General features: G+C 65.9%; 18 protein-coding genes. 7 read left to right on the top strand and 11 right to left on the bottom strand.

Features of this window, described 5'->3' with window-relative positions; all coding sequences use genetic code 11:
• Nucleotides 1–149: 149 nt before the first annotated feature.
• Nucleotides 150–1,811 (top strand): hypothetical protein, encoded by a 1,662-nt coding sequence (locus tag AC07EQ_RS36640; protein ID WP_478392403.1) that lies wholly within the window; start codon nt 150–152, stop codon nt 1,809–1,811.
• Nucleotides 1,812–1,915: 104 nt separating this feature from the next.
• Here the strand turns inward: AC07EQ_RS36640 and AC07EQ_RS36635 are convergent, their stop codons facing one another.
• From AC07EQ_RS36635 to AC07EQ_RS36620, 4 genes are all read right to left on the bottom strand, one after another.
• Nucleotides 1,916–2,482, bottom strand: coding sequence for a dihydrofolate reductase family protein (locus AC07EQ_RS36635; protein ID WP_478392402.1), 567 nt, complete (start codon nt 2,480–2,482; stop codon nt 1,916–1,918).
• The gene (locus tag AC07EQ_RS36630) at nt 2,470–3,330 is read right to left on the bottom strand and encodes a metalloregulator ArsR/SmtB family transcription factor (protein WP_478392401.1); all 861 of its coding nucleotides are present in this window, start codon (nt 3,328–3,330) and stop codon (nt 2,470–2,472) included. Before AC07EQ_RS36630 ends, AC07EQ_RS36635 begins: the two co-directional genes overlap by 13 nt.
• 164 nt (nt 3,331–3,494) lie before the next feature.
• Entirely contained in the window at nt 3,495–4,157 is a 663-nt protein-coding gene (locus tag AC07EQ_RS36625) for an alpha/beta fold hydrolase (protein ID WP_478392400.1), read from the bottom strand.
• Between the two features lie 134 nt (nt 4,158–4,291).
• Complete coding sequence (locus tag AC07EQ_RS36620; RefSeq protein WP_478392399.1) at nt 4,292–4,768, bottom strand: MarR family winged helix-turn-helix transcriptional regulator; 477 nt, start codon at nt 4,766–4,768, stop codon at nt 4,292–4,294.
• Nucleotides 4,769–4,848: 80 nt separating this feature from the next.
• On the opposite strand from AC07EQ_RS36620, the gene AC07EQ_RS36615 reads away from it, so the two are divergent.
• Nucleotides 4,849–5,412: a carboxymuconolactone decarboxylase family protein gene (locus AC07EQ_RS36615; protein ID WP_478392398.1), complete on the top strand. Its 564-nt coding sequence runs from the start codon at nt 4,849–4,851 to the stop codon at nt 5,410–5,412.
• On the opposite strand, the gene AC07EQ_RS36610 is transcribed toward AC07EQ_RS36615, so the two are convergent.
• From AC07EQ_RS36610 to AC07EQ_RS36600, 3 genes are all read right to left on the bottom strand, one after another.
• Nucleotides 5,390–6,139 (bottom strand): GntR family transcriptional regulator, encoded by a 750-nt coding sequence (locus tag AC07EQ_RS36610; protein ID WP_478392397.1) that lies wholly within the window; start codon nt 6,137–6,139, stop codon nt 5,390–5,392. The genes AC07EQ_RS36615 and AC07EQ_RS36610 overlap by 23 nt on opposite strands.
• 38 nt (nt 6,140–6,177) lie before the next feature.
• Nucleotides 6,178–6,867 (bottom strand): deoxyribose-phosphate aldolase, encoded by a 690-nt coding sequence (deoC, locus tag AC07EQ_RS36605; RefSeq protein WP_452617134.1) that lies wholly within the window; start codon nt 6,865–6,867, stop codon nt 6,178–6,180.
• A 218-nt stretch (nt 6,868–7,085) separates the two neighbouring features.
• On the bottom strand, nt 7,086–7,982 hold the full coding sequence (locus AC07EQ_RS36600) for a ribokinase (protein WP_478392396.1): 897 nt from the start codon (nt 7,980–7,982) through the stop codon (nt 7,086–7,088).
• Nucleotides 7,983–8,121: 139 nt separating this feature from the next.
• Between AC07EQ_RS36600 and AC07EQ_RS36595 the strand changes: the two genes are divergently transcribed.
• Both AC07EQ_RS36595 and AC07EQ_RS36590 read left to right on the top strand, forming a co-directional pair.
• A complete protein-coding gene (locus AC07EQ_RS36595) occupies nt 8,122–9,087 on the top strand; it encodes a nucleoside hydrolase (protein ID WP_478392395.1) in 966 nt (321 codons plus the stop codon).
• A gap of 31 nt (nt 9,088–9,118) precedes the next feature.
• Nucleotides 9,119–10,519, top strand: a complete 1,401-nt coding sequence (locus AC07EQ_RS36590) for an MFS transporter (RefSeq protein ID WP_478392394.1) — start codon at nt 9,119–9,121, stop codon at nt 10,517–10,519.
• A gap of 293 nt (nt 10,520–10,812) precedes the next feature.
• Here the strand turns inward: AC07EQ_RS36590 and AC07EQ_RS36585 are convergent, their stop codons facing one another.
• Nucleotides 10,813–11,640 (bottom strand): GIY-YIG nuclease family protein, encoded by an 828-nt coding sequence (locus AC07EQ_RS36585; protein WP_478392393.1) that lies wholly within the window; start codon nt 11,638–11,640, stop codon nt 10,813–10,815.
• Nucleotides 11,641–11,757: 117 nt separating this feature from the next.
• Here AC07EQ_RS36585 and AC07EQ_RS36580 point away from each other — a divergent pair, with 117 nt between their 5' ends.
• Both AC07EQ_RS36580 and AC07EQ_RS36575 read left to right on the top strand, forming a co-directional pair.
• On the top strand, nt 11,758–13,131 hold the full coding sequence (locus AC07EQ_RS36580; protein WP_478392392.1) for a DNA cytosine methyltransferase: 1,374 nt from the start codon (nt 11,758–11,760) through the stop codon (nt 13,129–13,131).
• 3 nt (nt 13,132–13,134) lie between these two features.
• The gene (locus tag AC07EQ_RS36575) at nt 13,135–13,911 is read left to right on the top strand and encodes a very short patch repair endonuclease (protein WP_478392391.1); all 777 of its coding nucleotides are present in this window, start codon (nt 13,135–13,137) and stop codon (nt 13,909–13,911) included.
• A gap of 111 nt (nt 13,912–14,022) precedes the next feature.
• Here AC07EQ_RS36575 and AC07EQ_RS36570 read toward each other — a convergent pair whose 3' ends face one another.
• The 3 genes from AC07EQ_RS36570 to AC07EQ_RS36560 are packed head-to-tail and all read right to left on the bottom strand — an operon-like array spanning nt 14,023 to nt 18,654.
• On the bottom strand, nt 14,023–14,640 hold the full coding sequence (locus AC07EQ_RS36570) for a hypothetical protein (protein WP_478392390.1): 618 nt from the start codon (nt 14,638–14,640) through the stop codon (nt 14,023–14,025).
• Nucleotides 14,641–14,649: 9 nt separating this feature from the next.
• The gene (locus AC07EQ_RS36565; protein ID WP_478392389.1) at nt 14,650–16,308 is read right to left on the bottom strand and encodes a DEAD/DEAH box helicase family protein; all 1,659 of its coding nucleotides are present in this window, start codon (nt 16,306–16,308) and stop codon (nt 14,650–14,652) included.
• Between the two features lie 9 nt (nt 16,309–16,317).
• On the bottom strand, nt 16,318–18,654 hold the full coding sequence (locus AC07EQ_RS36560; RefSeq protein WP_478392388.1) for an ATP-binding protein: 2,337 nt from the start codon (nt 18,652–18,654) through the stop codon (nt 16,318–16,320).
• Nucleotides 18,655–19,375: 721 nt separating this feature from the next.
• On the opposite strand from AC07EQ_RS36560, the gene AC07EQ_RS36555 reads away from it, so the two are divergent.
• Nucleotides 19,376–20,851 (top strand): PIN-like domain-containing protein, encoded by a 1,476-nt coding sequence (locus tag AC07EQ_RS36555; RefSeq protein ID WP_478392387.1) that lies wholly within the window; start codon nt 19,376–19,378, stop codon nt 20,849–20,851.
• Nucleotides 20,852–21,012: the final 161 nt, after the last annotated feature.

Here is a 21,012-nt window from a genome sequence, read left to right as displayed (position 1 = left end):
AACATCTCATCGGCACGAGTTCCAGGGGCGAGATCGAGGTTCCCCGGCACATCCAGGATCGCTGCGCCGTCGGCCACCATCGGCCACCGTCGGGCGGTCGGAGCGGCCCACTGCCTTCGCGCCGGCGTCCGGGTCGATACGCTTTGAACATGGAGCGCGATCCGGTCGACAGCCTGCTGCCAGAACTGGCGGAGTGGGCCGATAAGCAGGCACAACCGGTGCAAGGGAACAGCAACGACGCCGAGATCCTGCTCCGGCTGCTGTACGAGCACGTCGGCCTGCCCGAACTCGGCGAACTGCGTCCGGACGATCTCGACGAACTGCTGCTGGAGCAGTTCCCCGCCAAGGTCGCAGTCGAGGAGGACGAGGACCTGACCGAGGTGCTCGCGACGCTCCGCGAGCTGCTGACCTTCGCCGGTGACACCGGCCGGATCGAGTCGGCGCTGGTGGACGACCTGCGGCGGAAGGTCGACGAGATCGAGCCGCGGTTCGGCGAGGTCGCGATGGCCCCGCCCGGCGAGCAGCCCTACGACCTCCGGGCGGAGCTCGGGCTGCCGGACCGGCTGCCGCCGCTGCGGTTGCCGTCGGACGAGGAGCTCGCCGCCGCGGCGCGGCAGAGCCCGCTGCTGGACCGGGCCCGGCGGCTGGCCGTCCGCACGGTCGCCTGCCCGATCCAGGCCGGTGCGCTGAGCACCGCCGACGCCATCGCTGCCGCCGAAGCGCTCGGCTTCGCGGTTCCGGACGCGGTGGAGGGCATGGCGGACATCCCGGAGCTGGAGCGGCTGTGGGAGTGGGCGGCCGAGCTGGAATTCATCGGCCCCTCAACGGAAATCGTCGAGGTCGGCCCCAGCGTCGACGACTGGCCGGACGGCGACGACCAAGCGGTGCTGGACGTCTGGGCGGACGCCTTGGGGCTGCTGCTGGAGGAGATCTTCCAGGACGAGTGCGCGGACCTCGACCTCGAGGACATCGCCTACTACGCGATGGTGTCGCTGTTCCTGGCCCGCAGCGAAGGTTCGTCCGTCGCCGAGCTGCGCGACATGATCCGCGAGATCGCCGTGGACGAGACCACTTCCGACGACGCGTGGGACAACTGGGTCGCGACCTGCGGTGATCCGGCGGAGCGGCTGCTGGCGGTCCTCGCCGACCTGGGTGCGGTGACGGTGGAAGGGGGCATCGCCCGCCTCACCCCGCTCGGCCAGTACACCTTCGGCGGCGCGTTGACCGACGGCGGCGTCGAGGTTCCGCTGCTGCCGCCGGTCGAGGAGATGGCCGCCTTCGACCTGGTGGACTTCGCCAAGGGCGCGACCGACGAGGAGCTGGACGCGGAAACCGACGCCTGGTTCGAGGCGCGCGGAGCCGTCGCCGCCACCGACGACCTGCTGACCGCCGCCGCGGAAGGCGAGGCGGAAGACCGGATGATCGCGGTCTCCATCGCGGCGCCGCACGCCGCGACCGCGACGCAGCGGTGGCGGCAGGCGCTGGACGAGCCGATGCTCCGGCCTTACGCGAAGGTGACGCTGCACCAGCTGGATCCGTCCGAGGAGCTCGAATCGACGGTGGCCGACGCGGCGCGGTTGCTCACCGACATGCTCGCCGCCGCGCTCGACTCGGTCGACCCGGAGGAGCTGCCCGACGTGCTCGCGGAGACCGTGCCCGCCGGGCAGGAGCCGGCGATCTTCGAGGAGATGTGGCGCCTGGACCACCCGGACGTCCGCGAGGTCCTGGCCCTGATCGGCGCGCAGCACCCGGACAAGAAGATCGCCAAGGCGGCCCGCAAGGCGGGCTTCAAGATCGCACCCGAGGAGTGATCCGCGGCCGGCTCCGGTAAGCGACGGGCCCGTGAGTCTTTTGGGTTGTTATAGCAACCAAAAAGACTCACGGGCCTGACCGGCGGGGTCCGCTGCCGTGGGGATTACCCGGCGGCGGGGGTGGGGCGGTAGCACAGGCGGACCACCCCCGAGGGGAAGGTCGTCGTGTTGACGAGTTCCAGCCGGACGGGGCCGAGATCGTCGAAGATCCGCGGTCCGGTCGCCCACAGGTAGGGGCTCACGTTGAACCAGAGCTCGTCGACGAGATCGTGGGCGATGAGGTCCCGGGTCAGCTCGCCGGCGCAGGGGACGATCAGGTTGCCGTGGTGTTCGTCCTTGAGGCGGCGCACGCTCTTGGCGAGGTCGCCGTCGATCAGGGTGGCGTTCCACTCCAGCGGTCCGGTCAGCGACCGGGACGCGACGTACTTGGGCATGCCGTTCATCCGGGCCGCGTACGCCTCGAAGCCGGGGACGTCGGCGAGCTGGGGCCAGGCGGCGGACAATCCCTCGTAGGTCTTGCGCCCGAGCACCATGGCGTCGGCCGCCTGCCACATCTCCAGCCCGGCCTGCATGCTGTCGGGATCGGTGACCAGCCACCCGTGCGGCTCGGGCGCCGGCGCTTCGAAGGCGCCGTTGACGGTCATGCCGACGTTGATGATCAGTCGTCCCACGAGGAGCTCCTTGCGTCGATGTCGTGCTCGGTGTTGTCGGTGAGGGTCGCCGCGAGCTTGTCGAGGCACTGGCCGAAGCCGATCTCGATGCCTGCGATGAAGTCTGCGGAGTCGACGGTGCTGTCGGTGATCCGCCAGTGGGCGTCGAGCTCCGTGCCGGTGTCGGTGGGCCGGAGGCCCAGGTCGACGTGCGCGGTGAAGGCGAGGCCGCCGTCGGGGAGCAGCGGGGAGAGCCGGTAGGTGAGGCGCTCGCCGGGGCGCACGTCTTCGACGGCTCCCTCCGCGCGTCCGGCGACCGGGTCCGAGTCGCCGGTGTCCTCGACGTCGCGGTACTCGTGGACGATCCGCCCGCCCGGTCGCGCCTCGAAGACGAGCTCGGAGACGCGCAGGTCGTCGGGTGTCCACCAGTGGGCGAGCAGTGCGGGATCGGTCAGGTGGCGCCAGACCAGCCCGGGACGCCCCGCCAGCGACCGGTGAAACCTGAACGAGCGGCCGTCGGCCCACCCTGACTCCTCGGCGGCGCGCCGTTCCGCGTCGAGGCTGGCCCCGTAGCGGTCGTAGGTCTCGTGCGAGCCACCGACCTGGTCCGCGGCGTCGGCGAGCCGGTTCAGCGCGGCCGCCAGGTCTCGCAACGGGCCGGGCCGGAGCGCGTAGATGCGGCGCTGGCCGGTGCGCTGGGAGGTGACGACGCCGGCGCGTTCAAGGGTCTGCAGGTGCTTGGTCGTCTGCGGCTGGCGGGCTTCGGCGAGCTGGGCCAGGACGCCGACCGAGCGGGGCCGCTCGGCCAACAGGCTCACGAGCCGCCAGCGGGCCGGATCGGCCAGTGCGGCGAGGAATGCTGCGTCCATGGGCAGAAGTATTCGCCATGGAGAATGTTCGTGTCAAGGAATACTTCGCGGGTCGAGCGGCCGGTGACGTCTTGAGCCCGTCCTGGCGGGCCGACCCGTGCGCGTTTTGTGCTGCCATGGCGACACAAAACACGCACGGGTCCTGGCCAGCGGGTGCTCCGCGCCTAGGTGGCTGCGAGGAGGATCTTGCGGAAGTCGTCCGGGGCGTCGGCCACGATGTTGTGCCCGATCGGCAGCGACCGGACGTGCCACGCCGGATCGTTCCGCAGGCGCTCGTAGGTCGAGGCGAACGGGGTGTGCTCGAACTCGGCGCAGAACACGTACTCGCGGCGCGGAATCCGGTCCAGCGCGCCGGTGAGCCGGATGCTCTGCACCAGCGTGGCCAGCGGATGCGGCGTCGCGCGCGGGCTCAGCACCGGCAGCGGCGCGACCGAGAAGCCGTCGCCCGCCGAGCCGCCGATGTACCACTGGTGCCAGCGGTCGTCGGTCAGCGACATCACCGAATCGCCATTCTGCGGCACGAAGGCGTCGACGTAGACCAGCGACGCGATCCGCTCCGGCACCCGGTCGGCGGCCCCGGTGATCACCATCCCGGCATAGCTGTGTCCGCACAGGACGACATCGCGCAGGTCCGCCTCCTCCAGCAGGCGCACCACGTCGTCGATGTGCGTGTCCAGGTTGACCGCGCCGGCCGGCCCGGCTTGTGGGCCGAGACCGGTCAGAGTCACGGGGTACGCCCGGTGTCCCTCGTCGCGCAGCTCCGCGGCCAGCGGCTCGTACCACCATCCGCCGTGGCAGGCACCGGGAACCAGCACGTAGATCGCCATGTCACGTCTCCTTCGAGGTCGTCGTGACAGCAACCCTAGGAGCCGTTTAGGACTACTTCTGTCCGCAGGGATGCCTTCTTTTTGGCGGTGAACGGCCTGTTCGCCTCGATAGGTGGCGCGAACGGGCCGTTCGCTCACGACGACGTACCGAACCACCCCGGAACGTCGAGGCGGAACGTCTCCGCCGGCGTCATGCTGCGCAGGTCCGACTCCAGCTCCCGAAGTCGCTGCGCGCCAAGGGTTTCCGCCCACTGCGACCGGAGCGCTTCGAAGATCACCGCCGAGCGGGCGAGCACCTCGACCCCTCGGTCGGTGAGCCGGATCAGCTTCCGCCGCGCATCCGCTGCGTCATCGGCCCGCTCGACGTAGCCGAGGCTCGCCAGGCGGTCCACCGTCTTGCCCGCGGCCTGCTTGGAGATGCCGAGCCTGCGGCCCAGCTCGCTGGCCGTCGCGCCGTCGCGCCCGATCGCCTGCAGGGCGAATCCGTGCGCCGGGCGCACCTCGGGATGTCCCTGCGCGGCCAGTTCGGCGTGCAGCTGGTCGATCAGCGAGCGGAATCCTGCGAACAGCAGCAGGGGCAGCTCGAATCCGTGCGCCTCAGCCGTTGCCATATTCGACAACCTGGTTTACTTTTTCGACAACCATGTTGTCGATTCTAGGCGCCGGAGGGCGCCACCTGGAACGGGGGAACATGTTCACCGACCACACGGTGGAGTCCGCGCCCGCGGAGTCGCGGCGGGCCATGGAAGCCACCGCCAAGCGCCTCGGCCACCTGCCGGCGGCGATCGGGCGGCTCGCCGAGTCGCCGCACCTGCTCGACGGATTCCTCAAGCTCAGCGCCATGTTCGAGGCGACCACGCTGGACCCGCTCGCCCGCGAGACCGTGATCCTCACGATCGCCACCCGCAACGAGTGCCACCTCTGCGTCGCGATGCACACCGCCAAGCTGACCACCATGGGCGCGAGCCCCGGGACCATCGCCGCGCTGCGCGACGGAGAACCGCTGGACGATCCGAGACTGGAGGCGATCCGGGAGTTCGCGGTCCGAGTGGTGGAGCGGGCCGGGGCGGTGGAACCCGAAGCGCTGCAAGCATTCCTGGCGAACGGCTACACGACCCGCAATGCGCTCGAAGTGGTCCTCGGCATCGGCACCTACACGATGTCCACGCTGGCGAACCGGCTGGTCGAAGCGCCGCTCGACGAGTGGCTCGAGCCCTTCGCGTGGCCGGGGCTCAGCGGGTCAGCAGGGAGGTGACCTTCACCGCGGTGCTGTTGATCCACACGTCCGAGTACTCCACGGCCTGGCCGTCGCGGGTGTAGGTCACCTGCTCCAGGTACAGCACCGGCGTGCCCGCCGGGACCTCCAGGGCCTCCGCGACGTCCTCGCGGGCCGGGTCGGCGCTGAAGGTCCGTCGGCCCTCGGCGACCGGCAGGCCGTAGGACTCCTCCAGCACGTCGAACAGCGAATGCCGCTCGAAGTCGACCTTCTCGATGCCGGGGCAGAGGTCCGCGCGCACCCAGTTGACCAGGTACGCGAGCGGTCCCTGCGCACCCCGGAAGATCCGGACGAGCTTGAGTCCGGGCGTGCCGGGCGGCGCGCCGAGGAGGGCCTGCACGGTCATCTGCAGGCCCTCCAGGCGAGCGCCGATCACCTGGACGTCCAGCGCGAACCCCTGCGCGCGGAAGTCCTCGGACAGCGAGTGCAGCCGCTGCGCGATCCGCGGCTCCAGCACGCCCGCGGTGACGAACGTGCCGCGACCGCGGGTCTGCGTGAGCAGCCCCTCCTCGATGAGGACGGCCAGCGCCTTCCGCAACGTTCCGCGGCTGACCCCCAGCTGCTCCGCGAGTGCGGGCTCCGGCGGCAGCTTGTAGTGCGCCGGCCACTGTCCACCGAGGATGTCATCGCGGAACACCGCCGCGATCTGCACGTGCAGCGGCTCGGGTGCGTCGCGCGAGATGCGCGACGCGTCGGTCTCCGTCACCTGACCCCCCGGTGTTGCGCGCCTTCGACGATCACGACTCAGTATGACGAAGCTGCCTCGCCGCCCGTGACGATCGCGATGCCGGCGCTGGTGCCCAGCAGCGACGCGCCCGCGTCGAGCAGCGAAACCGCCTGCTCGACGGTCTTGATCCCGCCCGAGGCCTTGACCGCGACGCCCGGCCGGGCGCGTTCGACCAGGTAGGCGATGCTGTCCGGGTTGGCGATCTCGACCGCCCCGCTGCTGGCGTTCTTCAGGTAGGCCGCCCCGGCGTCCATCGCCAGCTCGACCGCGCGCTCCCGCTCGGCCGCGGTGAACTTCGGCAGCTCCAGCATGACCTTCACGGGAATCCCGGCGGCTTCCACCACGGCGGCGATGTCGTCCCGGAACTCCTGCTCCATGCCGCTGCGCAGCCAGCCGACCTGCACGCCCATGTCCAGCTGGTCGGCGCCGGCCTCGGCGATGGCGCGAGCCTCGGCGGCCTTGCCGGCGGAGGTCATCGAGCCGACGGTGGGGAAGTCCAGGGCGCTGGCGACCTGCACGCCGGTGCCGCGCAGCCGCTCGGCGACCAGCGGAACCCACGACGCCGGGACCATCGCGGCGTTGAAGCCGAAGCGCACGGCCTCCTCGCAGTGCCGGATCATGTCGTCGCGCGTGATGCCGATGTCGATGGCGGTGTGCTGGATGAACGGTGCGAGGGAAGCCGGTCGGTCGGCCGAGTAACTGGGCACGTCGATCACCTTTCGTCGAGCGAGTGTTTCAACGGTGGTTTGCGTAGCGGTGCGGGTGGCGGAACCTCAGCGGCCTTCTCGACTCCGGGATCCCCGACTTATGTATGCCCAATACGCGGCGCTGGGGCTGTCCTCGCTGGGAGAACCCCGGCAGGGGTGGGCATCGTGGACCCGCGGCGGTGCAAGCTGCGTCCCACACCGCAAGCGGCTGCCGCCGCTTATAAGGCAAGGCCTAGATCTTCGGAGTGGGGCAGGCCGGGGATCACCTCGTGGTGGGCGACGGCGAACGCCCCGGCCGCGGCGGCGTAGCGGGCGGCGCGGCGCAGGTCCCAGCCGCGGCACCACGCGACGGCGAAGGCGGCGTTGAACGCGTCGCCCGCGCCGGTGGTGTCCACGACGCGAGCCGCCCGGACCGGCGGGATGTGCGTGCGATCGGTGCCGTCGTCCACGTAGGCGCCGTCGGTTCCGCAGGTCAGCGCGATGGTCGAGGAGAACCGCTCGCGCAGCGCGTCCAGCAGGGCATCCGGGTCGGCGGTGTCCAGGCCGGTCAGCACCTGGGCCTCGGTGAGGTTCGGGGTGAGCAGGTCGACCAGGTCCGCGGCGTCCTGCGGCAGGTCGCGGGCCGGGGCCGGGTTGAACAGGACCCGGGTGCCGCGGTCGGCGGCGGTCCGCACCGCGGAAACGACCACGTCGGCGGGGATCTCGTTGCAGACCATCAGCAGGTCGGCGGCGGCGATGACGTCGGCGAAGCCGTCGACGTGCGCCGGGCGGAGCAGGTCGAGGGCGCCGGGCGCGACGATGATCCGGTTCTCGCCGTCGTCCTCGACGAGGATCACGCCGGTCATGGTCGACGCGTCGACGGTGACGACGGCGCTCGCGTCCACGCCCTCGCGCCGCCACAGCTCGCGGCCCTGCGCGCCGAGCACGTCGTCGCCGACCGCGGTCAGCAGCGAGACTTCCGCGCCCAGCCGCGCGGCGCCGATGGCCTGGTTCGACCCCTTGCCGCCGGGGCCGAGCGAGAAAGCGGCCCCGCCGAGCGTCTCCCCGCGCCCCGGCATCCGGCTGGTGCGCATGGTCATTCCCGTGCCGTAGCTGCCGACAACCGCGATCCGCATGACACCTCCCTGGTATGTACAAAAGTGTACATATGTGAGTCCGGTAGGCCCCGATTGACGCGTCAACAGGGCAGACTTACAGTACATCCGGCTTTGCCAAGTGAACAAAGACGTGAACAATGGCCGCACTGGAGACGTCATGCCTGAGCGCATCCCACTGGTGATCGACACCGACACGGCGCAGGACGACTGCATCGCCCTGCTCGCGGGCTTGCTCGACCCCCGAGCCGACCTGCGCGCCGTGACGATGGTCGCCGGCAACGTCGACTTCGGCCACCAGGTCCGCAACGCCTACCTGACCTGCAACGTCGCCGGACGGCTCGGCGAGGTCCCGATCCACCTCGGCTGCCGCCGCCCGATGGTCCGGGCGTGGGAGAGCGCGGAGAACGTGCACGGCGACGGCGTTGGCGGCCTGGCGATGGACATGACGGGCTGCGACCCGGAGCCCGAGCACGCGGTGGACGTGCTGATCCGGCTGGCCGCGGAGAACCCCGGCGAGCTGTCGATCGTCGCGATCGGCCCGCTGACCAACATCGCGACGGCCGTCGTGAAGGACCCGGACTTCGTCCGGAACGTCAAAACCCTCTACGTGATGGGCGGTTCCAACAACGCCCGCGGCAACATCACCGCAGCTGCGGAGTTCAACTTCTACGTCGACCCGGAGGCCGCCAAGACGGTGTTCGCGGCGGGCTTCGAGATCGTCGTGGTCCCGTGGGCGCCGCTCACCCTGGATCAGGCGGTGTTCGCGCAGCCGGAGCTGGACGAGATCGAGGCGTTGGGCACCCCGCTGTCGGACTTCTTCACCCGGGTCTGCGCGGCGACGCTGGATTTCGACCGCAGCGTCGGCATCGACGGCACCACCCACCCCGACTCGCTGACGGCGGCGGTCCTCCTGCACCCCGAGCTGATCCGCAGCAGCGCCCGCTACCACGTCGACGTGGAGACGGCGGGCGAGCTGACCCGCGGCTACGCGGCGATGTCCTGGGGAGTCCACGGCCTGGAAGCGAATGCGACGGTCGTCGAGGAGATCGACGCCGAAGCGTTCTTCGAATACATCAAGGGCCTGCTGGCCACGAAGACCACCCCGGCCCGCGAAATCGCCTGACCGCCCGGGCTTCACGAGCGAGAGCGCTGAGATGACTGCAACTGCCCCGCCGCGCGTCGCGGCCCGCCCGCCACTGGTGCTCACGGCCCTGCTGGTGGCGGTGGCCAGTTTCCAGATGAACGCGACCATGCTGTCGCCGGCCATCGACAACATGGCGACGTCGTTGAACACGGACGTCGGCACGATCGGCCTGACCGCGACGGTGTTCCTGTTCGTGGCGGGCCTGGCGGGCGTGGTGCTGCCCCGCTACAGCGACATCATCGGCCGCCGCCGCGCGCTGTTCGGTTCGATCGCGGTGATGGCGGCGGGCAGCCTGATCGCGACGATCGCGCCGAACGTCGAGGTGCTGATGGTCGGCCGAGCCCTGCAAGGTGCCTGCGGCGCAACGATTTCCCTCGGCATCCTGACGCTGCGCGACATCTTGCCGACCAAGCAGTTCGGCCGCTACCTGGGCATCCTGACGGCGGTGAACAGCGGCGTCGCCGGCGTGGACACGCTGCTGGGCGGCGTCATCACGGACACGATCGGCTTCCGGGGCATCTTCGGCTTCACCTTCGTCCTTGAGGTGATCGCGGTGGTGATGATCGGCGCCTGGGTCCCGGACTCGGAGCGCACGGGCACCCGCATGGACTGGAAGGGCGCGGCGGTGATCTGCCTGGCCCTGCTGGGCCTGAACGCCTGGCTCTCGCTCGGCCCGACGGTGGGCTGGTTCGCCCCGTGGCCGCTGGCGTGCCTGGCGGCGGGCGTGGTGCTCCTGGTGGTGTTCTGGCTGGTGGAACGCGGCCAGTCCGACCCGCTCCTGCCGCTGCCGGCCCTGCGCAACCGAGGCGTCTGGGGCCTGCTGGTGACGACGTTCTGCACGATGGCGTCGATCTTCGCGGTCCTGACGTTCGTGTACCCGACGCTGGCCCAGAACGCGACGGCGGGCTTCGGCTACGACGGCACGACGACGGCCCTGATGTTCCTGATGCCCTACGCCCTGGCAGGCTGGATCCTGGCGCCCCTAGCGGGAACCCTGGCCCCGAAGATCGGCTACCGGAAGATGCTGAGAATCGGCCTGGTGGGAAACCTGGCGCTGATCGCGGCAACGGTCGTCGCGGTGAAGTCCCCGTGGCTCCTGTTCGCCCTGGTAGCGCTGATGGGAGTGTCCTACGCGGCGTGCGCAGCAACGGCCCTGAACGGAATGGGAGTGATCTACGCACCGTCGGAGTCCCCAGGAATCCTCCCAGGCCTAAACGCAACAATGTTTAACCTCGGAGCCTCCGTCGGCATCGGAGTCCTGTCGGGCCTCGTGTCCCAGGGAACCCCGGAAGGTGCGATGGACCCAGCAGGCTTCACAACGGCCCTGCTGGTAGCGACGGTGATCTCTGCGGCGGCCCTGCTAGCGTCCTTCTTCCTTCCAGGTAAGCAGAGCGCGGTGGAGAAGGTCTGATCGAGAGGTAGCCGGCCCCACTCCCGCCGCTTGGAGCCATACGCTGCCCTTGTCACTGGCGTTCTCCGGAAGTGACGCCCGGATTCCGGAAGCGGAGCCGAGCCGTTGGTCCAGTGACCCGGGCGCAAGCATTCAGTGGGGTTCGAGGGTTTTCGGGTTTAAGACAGCCGCTCCGTGGACAAGGGGTCAAAGTTCTCCGGCTAGAAGGCAGCGGACACGTAAGGTTCAATCTCTAGTGTGGACGTGAGGGTGCCAGCGAGTGTCAGCTCGATCGGGTATCAAGTCCAGACGCGTCAATCGTCCGTCTCCGGCTCGGAGACCTCGCTAAAGTCAATCACGGGTACGGCGTCGATAACCTCTCCTTCGCGATAGTAGCGCCGCGCGCTTTCATAGTTCCGCCCCAACTCGTGATACATGATCACGTATCCCATGAGCGCGGTGATCTGCCACCCGGGGAGCGCGAGGGAGATCAACGTCAAGACCTCACCCGCAGCTGGTTCGGCTGCGGGGATCGTGACGACCTTACTCTCGAACGCCGATACGTCTCCATAGCGGAAGTTGTAGGGAAGACCTGCCTTGACTGCCCGCAGCAGGTCGCCCAGCCCGTACTCGCCGAGGGTCAGGTCCTCGACCGGGCGGCCCAGGTCAATGGGGTACAGCATGTCGAAGTGGTTCCGCTTCACGGCGGTGGTGTCCCGTCGTCTCCCCGGGTCCTTGTTGCCGAAGCCGTTGTTGTTCCACGGGATTCCGCCTCGCCCCTTGTGTTGGCTGATGAGGAGCTGCTCAGGAGCTAGGGCGGAGAAGTCCTCGGCGACGTACAGGCACGAGAACGCGACCTCCGCGAGGGTGATGTTGTGCCGCCCGGAGAGCTTGCGAAGATGCTGACGCAGGCGGCCGGGCAGTGACTTGTCCGCCTTGCCGACGTAGACGAAGTCGCCGTTCAGGAAGAGCTGATAGACACCGGGCCGCTCTTCCAAGTGGGCGATGTTCTCCTCCGCAAGCGTGGCCTGGTCCAACAGCTTAAGAGCCTCGGTGAGCTGGTCGCCGAGAGCTTTCGTGATGCTGAGCCTGAAGTCGTCGTGATACCTGAAGCTGCCGCTCGCTTCGGGCGTATGCGCCATCGTCGCCGTCCCCTCAATCGCGTCTGCCGACAGAACCCTAGTACGTCCCAAGCGAATTCAGACACGCCATTGGTGAGGCAATCGCCGAGATCAAAAATTCCGCGGTACACTTTGCACATGGTTGATCAGCAGAAGGACGATAGCGAACCCCGCACCAGCGTGGAGCTGTTTGCGGGCGGCGGCGGACTGGCGATGGCCGTCCACCAGGCGGGCTTCCGGCCACTGCTGTTCAACGAGAACGACAAGCGCTCCTGCGAGACGTTGCTAGCGTCCGCCACCAAGACGCTAGCGGACGATGGTGTAGTGAGGGCACACGACGATAAGCCGGCTCCCCCGGAGATCGGCAGTCCGGCTCCGCTCTTCGCTGGGGATGTTCAGCTACTGAATATGGAGAACTTCAACGGCAAGGTCGATGTGCTCGCCGGTGGCCCGCCCTGCCAGCCGTTCAGTCTTGGCGGGGTAGCGAAGGGCGACGAGGACAAGCGGAACATGTTCCCGTACATGTTCAAGGCCATAGAGCAGATGCAGCCCAAGGCGATCATCTGCGAGAACGTGCGGGGCTTACTCAGGCCCTCGTTCAAACCATATTTCGATTATATCGTTCGCGAGCTGCAACTACCCTCCTACCAGCGAAAGGCGGGGGCCAAATGGTGGGAGCATGACAAGGATTTGGCCGAGGAACTCGACTCGCGACCCGATACCGATGACGATGACCAGCGGTACCGGGTCGTGGTGGCGCCGGTGAACGCCGCTGACTATGGAGTTCCTCAGATTCGGCATCGGGTGATACTTGTCGCTTTCCGCGCCGATCTTAACGTGAACGTTGACGCGTTCAAGAAGAACGTACTCACGCCTCGGTTCTCAGAGGCTGCCCTGCTCCGCTCGATCAAAGACGACACCTATTGGCAAAATCACCCCGAAGTGCCAGGCCACGTCCAGGATTGGGTCCGTTCCAGGCTTCCCAAGGAGATCCCGGAGGACGACCTCCCACCGTGGCTTACCCTCCGCGATGCCATCCGAGGCTATTGCTACGACACCGATGACGATAAGATGGAAAAGAAGAAGAGGCTTCCGTCTCTTCCTGAGGTAGATCTCGACAAGCTAGACCGAATCACGGAACAAGCTGCCGAGCACGGGATCGTCGACCACGTCGGATGGCCCGGCGCACGCATCTACCAAGGCCACACCCCGAACGAACTCGACCGGCCCGCCAAGACCGTCAAGGCCGGCGTGCATGGCGTACCCGGGGGTGAGTCCGTGATGCTGCTCGACGATCAGGTGGGCGACGCGGATTCGCCCACCGGTTACCCGTACAAGCACCGGTACATGACCGTTCGTGAGACGGCTCGTGTTATGACCTTCCCTGACGAATGGCGCGGCGCTGGCCCTCGCGGCGAGAAGATGCGACAGTTGGGCAACGCGGTCCCTGTTGCCTTGGGAAGGTTCTTCGCCACGGAGGTTGCTAAGGCGCTTAAGCAAGCAGGGCATTGAGTCATGTCGCGTGCGAACGATGATCAGCGGTGGAAGAAGAACGCCGCTTCCGAACGTGCGTACAAGCGCCGTGCCGGCACATCACCGACTGCCGAGCAGGACCGTGCAGCCGGTGGACGTGGTCGCCGTTGGGTCGATCTCGGTGATGGCCGGTACGCGTGCGCCTCCGTGACTCTGCGCCTCTATCAGCGCACACGACGAATCCGCGCGTACCTTCGTTGGTGGGATGCGCCCAAGTCGCCGGAGAGGTATCTCGGCGAGGTGAACCGCGCTACGAGGGCCGCGAACCTGGCGGAGGCGTGGCAACGTGCCCGTGACGCTGGTCTCCTCGCGGAAGAGGTTCTTCCGGCCGGGTCGAAGGCGTCGTCCACGCAGGTTCGGTCGGTCATGCGTGCCAACCGCGGCAGGGATACTGGCCCTGAGAAACGTCTACGCTCGCTGCTTCACCGCGCAGGGCTTCGCTACCGAGTGGACGCTCGTCCGCTGGCTGATGTGCGACGCAGGGCTGACGTGGTGTTCCCGAAAGAGCGCGTGGCCGTGTTTGTCGATGGATGTTTCTGGCACGGTTGCCCAGATCACTACCGACCTGCGGCCAAGAACGTCCGTTTCTGGCAGGACAAGATCGAGGGGAACCGAACACGGGACGAGGAAACGAACACCAGACTGATCGATGCGGGCTGGGACGTCATCAGGGTGTGGGAGCACGAGGACCCGGCCGAGGCCGCCGACCGCGTAGAGGCGACGGTCCGCCAACGCCGACAAGACCCTGGCCCGTTCTAGAAGGGCCAGGGATCGACGTAATCCAGGACCATGGCTCCTTTTTTAGTTGGCCCTACCATCACCACGGCGGTCCGCTGATTGCACGGCATCGCGATCATCCGATGCTGTGTGTTATTTGCCACCGATGTAATCCGGATTGGGGATCGTTGAGCGGTGGAGATGCGCGAGGCGGATGTTCGAGTGATCCGCGATACGCTCGTGAAGACTCTTGGTCTCCAGAGAAACGTCCTCGCCATCGCGGGTCGTGACGACGATTGCCGGGGAGTCCTCACCTCGGACTGCAGCGTTGAGTGCTGCCCAGACAAGGTCGCGCAGGCTGGCCGGCTTGCCCCAGCAGACGTAGTGCTGGCTCATCCCGTTTCGGGCATAGCAATGATTGGGCTTTTCGCCGACCGAGTCTGGCGCCACCTCCCATTCGGGCCCGAAGGCGGCGTGGACGATCTCTAGCGGCCCTCGGAAGCGCTGTTCGGTGTATCGCACGAAGCCGCCGATGCCTTCCTTCGCACGGGCATATTCCTTCATTGGAACGTCCTTGATCCAGACGCGCATGTCTTTTTCCTGGTAGAAGGACCGTAGCGCGCCTCCGACTGCGGGGTCTTCGATCCATTTCCTGTATTGGTCGGTCTTCTCCGCGTTACTGAGAAGCTCCCAGTCGATCTGATCGGCTTGCCGGTAGATCTCTAAGATCACACGCTCTCGGATCGCCGAGGGAAGCTCGTTTCGCGGCATTGGTCTCTCCTAACGCGGAGGTGTTTCAGGGAACTGAAGGCGGTAGTCGTCGTAGGCTGTCTCGAGGCTCGCAGCGTCCTTGATCCATTCCTCCATGAGGCTAGCGACGCGTTGGTCGCTGAAGTCGATCCGCGAGGGCGTCAGTTTTGCGAGTGTCTCGATCTCTCCATCCCGAGCCGGCAGCGACCGCTTGAGGCTGAGAGCCGCTGCGATACGACGAAGATCGCTAACGAAATCTAGCACCGTCACGCGTTCCTTCCCCGCGCGAAGCCGCAGTCCTCTACCTAGCTGCTGGACGAAGATTCGTCTTGAATGTGTTACGCGAGCGAAGCAGATGATGTTGACGTCGGGCACGTCGACTCCTTCATTGAGGATGTCGACCGAGGTCAGCACCGGTACCGTACCGGAGCGAAAGGCTAGCAACCTGCTGTACCGTTCACGCTTGCTCAGACCCGCGTGCATTGCGAGGGCACTGGGCCAGGGAGCGGCCCGCCTGAGCAGCTCGGCGAGCCGCTCTGAGTGTTCGATCGTGCGGCAAAACACGAGCGCACGCGGCCTCTGCGTAGCTGACCATGCGGAGACAAGCTCATCCCGGATTGCTTCGTCCCGCTGTGGCAAGAACAACCGGGCATTCAGTTCCGCGAGTCCATAGGAGTGAATACTCGCCTCTCGCACCATGTCCCAGTCGATGTCGTCGACAAATAGACGGTAATCGACCTGGGCCAAGTAACCCCGCCTCATTCCCTCCTCGATGCCGAGGGCGAAACTCGGCGGACCGAGTTGATCCGTGATGTCGTGCGCGTCTCCTCGCCAAGGCGTCGCGGTGACACCAAACTGACGTGAGGACGAGAGCGTTGCCAGCAGTTCTCCGTACTGCCCTTCCGAACCCAGGTGATGGGCCTCGTCAACCATGACGAGGCCTGGACGGTAACCAAATCGTGCAGCCGACAACGCGGAACCGAGACTGGCGAACGTCACACCGGCGAGATCTTCCGGCTTGGTGTCTCCCGTGAGCAGCCTGGTCGGCACCTCCTTCGGGAGATGCCTCCAGAGAGCGCGCTCGAGTTGGTAGACCAACTCCTTGGCATGGGCCACCACCAGCACGTTCTCCGACGGGCGTCGCTGTAGGTGATTGGCGATAAGCTCACCGGCCACTACGGTCTTCCCCATCCCCGTCGCGAGCACGAGAAGCGCGCGCCCAGAGGCGTCCAGATCCGATCTCAAGGCAGCGACGGCCTCATCCTGGTACGGGCGGAGGGCGTACTGTCCGAAACGCCTCGGTACTCGTTCGAAGCTGGCTCCCAGGTCACTTCCGCTCCAGAGCAGCACACGCTGCCCCTGGCGCGACAGATCGGCCGCGCGCTGGCGAGCAGTCGGGCTGAACCGCGCGTTTGTGACTACGACCGCGTGACGAGCTCGGTAGGTATCCAAGGCACGGACCACTTCTTCGACAGCTTCGGCCCCGACCGCACCTCGCTTTTTCCATTTGCACTGAAACACCCATTCCTCGGCCTTGGCTTGGGCTAGGAGATCACCTCCTCCATCTCCTGGCCCGTCAATGTTGGCCACAGCGCTAAAACCAAGGTGCCACAGGAGTCTTTCGATCTGCCTGGGGAATTGAAGTGGCCCGACATCCAATAGAGAATCCCGCGACAGGAAGCTCCGCACGCCGCTCCCTCACTCGTCTTCGTCGACGAGATCGCGTGCCACAAGGCGGCAGCTGAACCGCATACGGCCTAGTTCCTCCAGATCCAGCCGCGGCCTGTGCTCTTCCAGGAGTGCGATGTCTGAAAGTGGGTTGGTCAGCCTCTCCAGAACGAGTTCTCGAGCTGTGCTATCAGCGATCGAGGAGAACGGGCGCCTGAAGACGCGACCGTCGAGGAACGTCTCCGGGGACGACTGGATGATCCTTACCAGCGAGTTGGCGGGAAGGTAACGGACGAATTCGCCATTTGCTACGGTTTCGCTCCATTTGGCTCCGCTTGTCGATTCGACAGCGAAACGACGTTCGGCGCTAGCGCGTCCCGGTTCTGCGACAACCGCCCAATACTTTTGAGGGCTCGCTGCGATCGCTCGCACTAGGGCCGATCGAATATGTTCCAGGATGCGTTCGGCTTCGTCCGCAATCGCTGTAGGGCTGAGGCGACTCATTGCGCTTTGATCTTTCAGTGCCGAGACGATCTCGCCCAACGGGGTGTTGTAGCTCTTGGCTCGATTTCGCATGAAATCTGCGACCTCTACGAGCGCGAGATCGCGGAGGTCTGAACCGTGCTCGACGAAGACTGCGGCTCCAGTGTCAACGAAAACCTCCAAACGTGGGGCGCTCTTCATCATCGCGAGCGTGGGCACCTCCAGTCCGTCCTTGTCGTGAATGCGATGGCCGCGCACCGCCCATACTGTAAGCTCGACCCCCCCGAGCTTCGGATGCGAATAGCCACCGGCGAGCTCCACGACACGATCGGCGTTGTCCCGGTATCGCTGTAGACGTTCGTCGAGTGTTTCCTCTCCCCCTTCAGGCTGCTGGGCTGAGGCCTCCGAATCAGTGTCACGTGGCGTGGCAGAAGCAGAAGATTCGTGCCCGCCGTCCCCGGGAAAATCACTTCCGATCCCAGGAAGGATGTCCTTGTCTTGGTCCTCGGGCTCCGGGACAACTGGGTTGTCGTGCTGGTAGGCGGCCTGGTACCAGATTTCATCACTTTGGTATTCGGGATCGCCTGCCCAGAACCGTTTGGCCCACTCGGCCGCCTTAGCGTGCAGAGCGACTTGGCCGTCCCCTGGAATAAGATACCGGAGTCCAGGATCTTGACGTCGGTAACCGGTGAAGAGTCGAGAGAGTGGACTTTCGTTCATGGGCAGCTTCAAGCGTTTCGCGATGTTGGGTCGAATCGGACTGCTGCCACGAACTGTCATGATTACTTGTCGCCATTCGTGGGTCTCAAACTCGAATGCCGACTTCTGATAGTTGGGGGCGACATGGTCGCAATGGACCTCGCCGACGATGCGCCCAGTCGCGACCTTGGCGTCAATCGGGTATTCGAGCTCCGGCTCCGCGATATCGTCCTCGTCTTGCCAGTAGAACACCCTTTTGTCCTTGAGGAGGATCTTGCGGCCGTTACGCAGGAAGTCCACTCCATAGTCGCTCCTGTGGACGAACCGCTGAATCCCCAGCCACCCCCAGATCCTGCGGCTCCTCAACTCAAGTCGAGCCTCGCCGCACTCCTCGCACCGTTCGGCCTCTGCGCGGCTCCAGGCGCCGCAATCCATGCAGGCCATCTTGTCGCTCAACGGATGATCGATCCGCTGAACGGCGTGGATGTCTACTCCCTGGCGCGTGACGTAGCGTTTCTCGTCCCAGACGCAAGGGATGCGTGGCTGGACCTTCTTGTTGTTGACGGTCAGCAGGAAACCGCAGTCGTGCAGGAGATAGCTATAGACGTCGCCGAGCTTCTCCCGGATAGCCTTCTGAGTTCCGGGCCGGCGCAGGGCTTCGAACTGATCGGCTTTGAGGTCACCGATGGTCACGATGGTGCCGTGCTCGAAAGGATTGTTCTTGGGCACGAGGCGATAGGGCGCCTCAAACTCCGTTGATTGAGCGATCGCACCGAGATTGAGAACGACCTCGATCCAGTTCGGGTCACCGCTGCGAGTCGTCCGCACCGTGGTCTGCCGGCCGAGCCTCGCGGTGCTGATGTTGAAACCCATGCCGAACAGCCCGAGCGAGCCGTGCCTTCCGTTGCCCGTCCAACCCGCTCTGATCGCGTTGGTTAGGCCATCCAGGCTCATCCCCCGGCCATTGTCCTTGACGATGATGCCGGACGTCGGCCTTGCTGCGTTCGCGGCGGGGAGGGTGATCGAGACGGCGGGGCGCTCATCTTCTGGCCCTGCGGCCTGGAATTCGTCGAAACTGTTGTCCACGAGTTCGGCCAGGCATTGCCAGGGCGCGAACTCAATGTCACCGAGGACGCCGAGGATTCTCGGATGCGGCGTGACGTTGATGGTCTGGCTGTCGCTCAAGGATCTCCCGCTCCCACTCTGGCGGCCAATCGCTCCCCCCGCGAGCGCATGCCACGCCCCGGGCGTCGATCACCCTTACGAGACTAGCGGCCGGGCCACGCTTCGGATGTTGATTCGCGTCCTTTCGGGCGATATTGGCACGTCCGCTGCGGCTTCGAGAGGAGATTTGACCAGGTCACTGCATAGGGTCGCCGCCCTTGGCGGCCATCTGATTTCTCGCGCTCCCCGCAACCCTAGGTTGCGTAGGAGTGATCGACTTAATCAGCATACCGCATACCGCATACCGCATACCGCATATATTGCCGATAGCGCCGGCTCCTCTGGGCTGTTCGGTTGAGGACGGGCTCACTCGGAGGGTTTCACAGTGATGACGCATTGTCGGGTCGGCCTCGTCGATCGTCTCCCTTGCGCGAGTGGTGGCGGCGTGATAAAGGGCGCCACTATGCTTGCGCTGACCTCTCCAGGAAACCGAGCGTTCACGGCTGGCAGTGTGAGGGCCCCGAGCTCGACTGGAAGGACATGCGGTTCAATGGCTTCTGTGGATGATGCTAGTGACTGCGGGAAAGGTCCGGCGCGCTGGGAGGCTTCGCTTCTGGGGTTGAGCAGGTCCGTGACGGGCTACTCTATGCGCCTGGATTTCTCAATTCATAGGGCGATGAGCCCCAGTCATCCGCGATGATCGCGTCGACGGACGAGACCGACAGCGGCGAGGGGTGGCGCTGTGCCAGAGGGAGAAACGCCAGTCGACCCGGTTAGCAATGGCCTGGTCGATGGCTTCGAAGGCTATCTTTCGCCCTCAGACGAGCAATACCGTGCGGTGCTCACTGCGGGCCTCGTCGTCCTTGATACCAATGTGCTGTTGAACCTCTATCGGCACGAGGAGCGAACGCGCTCCGATCTACTCGCGGTCTTGGAACGGTTGGGGGCCTGTGTCTGGCTCCCACACCAAGCGGCGCTTGAGTTCTGGCGAAATCGAGAACAGACGATCGCCAACCGCAACAAGAGTACCGACGAGACGTTGTCCAGGCTCACGAAGCCGGAACTCGCGGTTGAGGAAGCTTTGCGGGGCTGGGCCAAGAGCGTCGGCCTCCCGCCGGAGCGACGCGACGAGCTCCTGCAGTCACTGGCTGAGTATTTCGACGCCCTCAAGTGGACCCTCAAGGAAGCCATCGCCGACGAGACCCTCTCTCGGGCCAGGGACACCAACGCGGACCCTATCCTGGAGCGCCTCCGCCCCCTCTTGGACGGGCGGGTGGGGCCCGAGCTTTTTCCTGAGGACTACGAGAACGCCGTTCGAGAGGCTGACCGCCGAGCGCAAGAGAGAGTTCCGCCAGGTTACAAGGACAAGGACAAGGAGGACTCCCGAGGCAGGGGTGACTACTTAGTCTGGGAACAAACACTTCGGGAGGCCGAACGCCGCAGAGCCGATGTGTTGCTGGTGACAAGTGACACCAAGGAGGACTGGTGGCGCATGGTTCGCGGACAGGCGCGGGGTCCGCGGCCGGAGCTCCTCGCGGAACTGCGCGAGCGGACGGGCGGCCACCTCTTCATGCTCCAGCCCCAGGACCTCCTTCGCATTGCCGGTCGCCTGCTCGACGTCGACGTTCGACCGGGATCTGAGGGCGAGATCGCGCGCACTGTCGAGGGCGCCTCCAAACGCGAGCGCATCCGTTTGTACGTGACGGCGGTCCTCGCTGGGACGCTTCCGAAGAGCTTCGTCCTCCGATCTAGAGGGACCCTGGCTGAGCAGAGCTGGGACATTACGGTCGACGAGAGGGGTGTGCCGGTCGCTGGAATTTGGATCTATGACCCGATCAGGCCATTCAACGACCTCTTGACCGACTCTGTCCGCACGACTGGAGAGGCGATGACAGCGGCTCTCCTCGAAAGCCCTCCCAGTCCCCGAGATCTGTGGACCGGGTGCATCGTCGATCTCGATGGCTTATTGAGGAACATCGAGACCGATAGGGCTCCCTCGCAGGTGGCGTCTCTCAGCAGCCGTGAGCCGGATCCCTCCGAACAGGCGTTGTCGATCTTTCAACCTTACGCCGAACAGCTTTCAGAGGCTGGGATAGACCACATCGAAGTACTCGCCAGCACGGACGGCGAGTCAACCGTAGATGATAACGACTACTCGCAGATCGATCGGATGGTGCGCCGTCTACGCGATCATCTCGGCGGAGGCGTGGAAGGTTGACCCCCGTGTTGCCGTTTTGTGGCTCTGAGCAAGAGCCACGGTCGCCATGCCCAGCATGACTTAGTCCTCCACTTGCTGATAGACCTCTGTTCATCGCTAGGTGTCAAGCGGCGGCGGGTTCTGGGATATTCCTGGTGTTCAACCTCGTCCTGGTCGTGGCG

Source organism: Saccharopolyspora sp. NPDC045839 (genome assembly GCF_056431645.1).
This window is presented reverse-complemented; position numbering and strand designations above follow the sequence as displayed.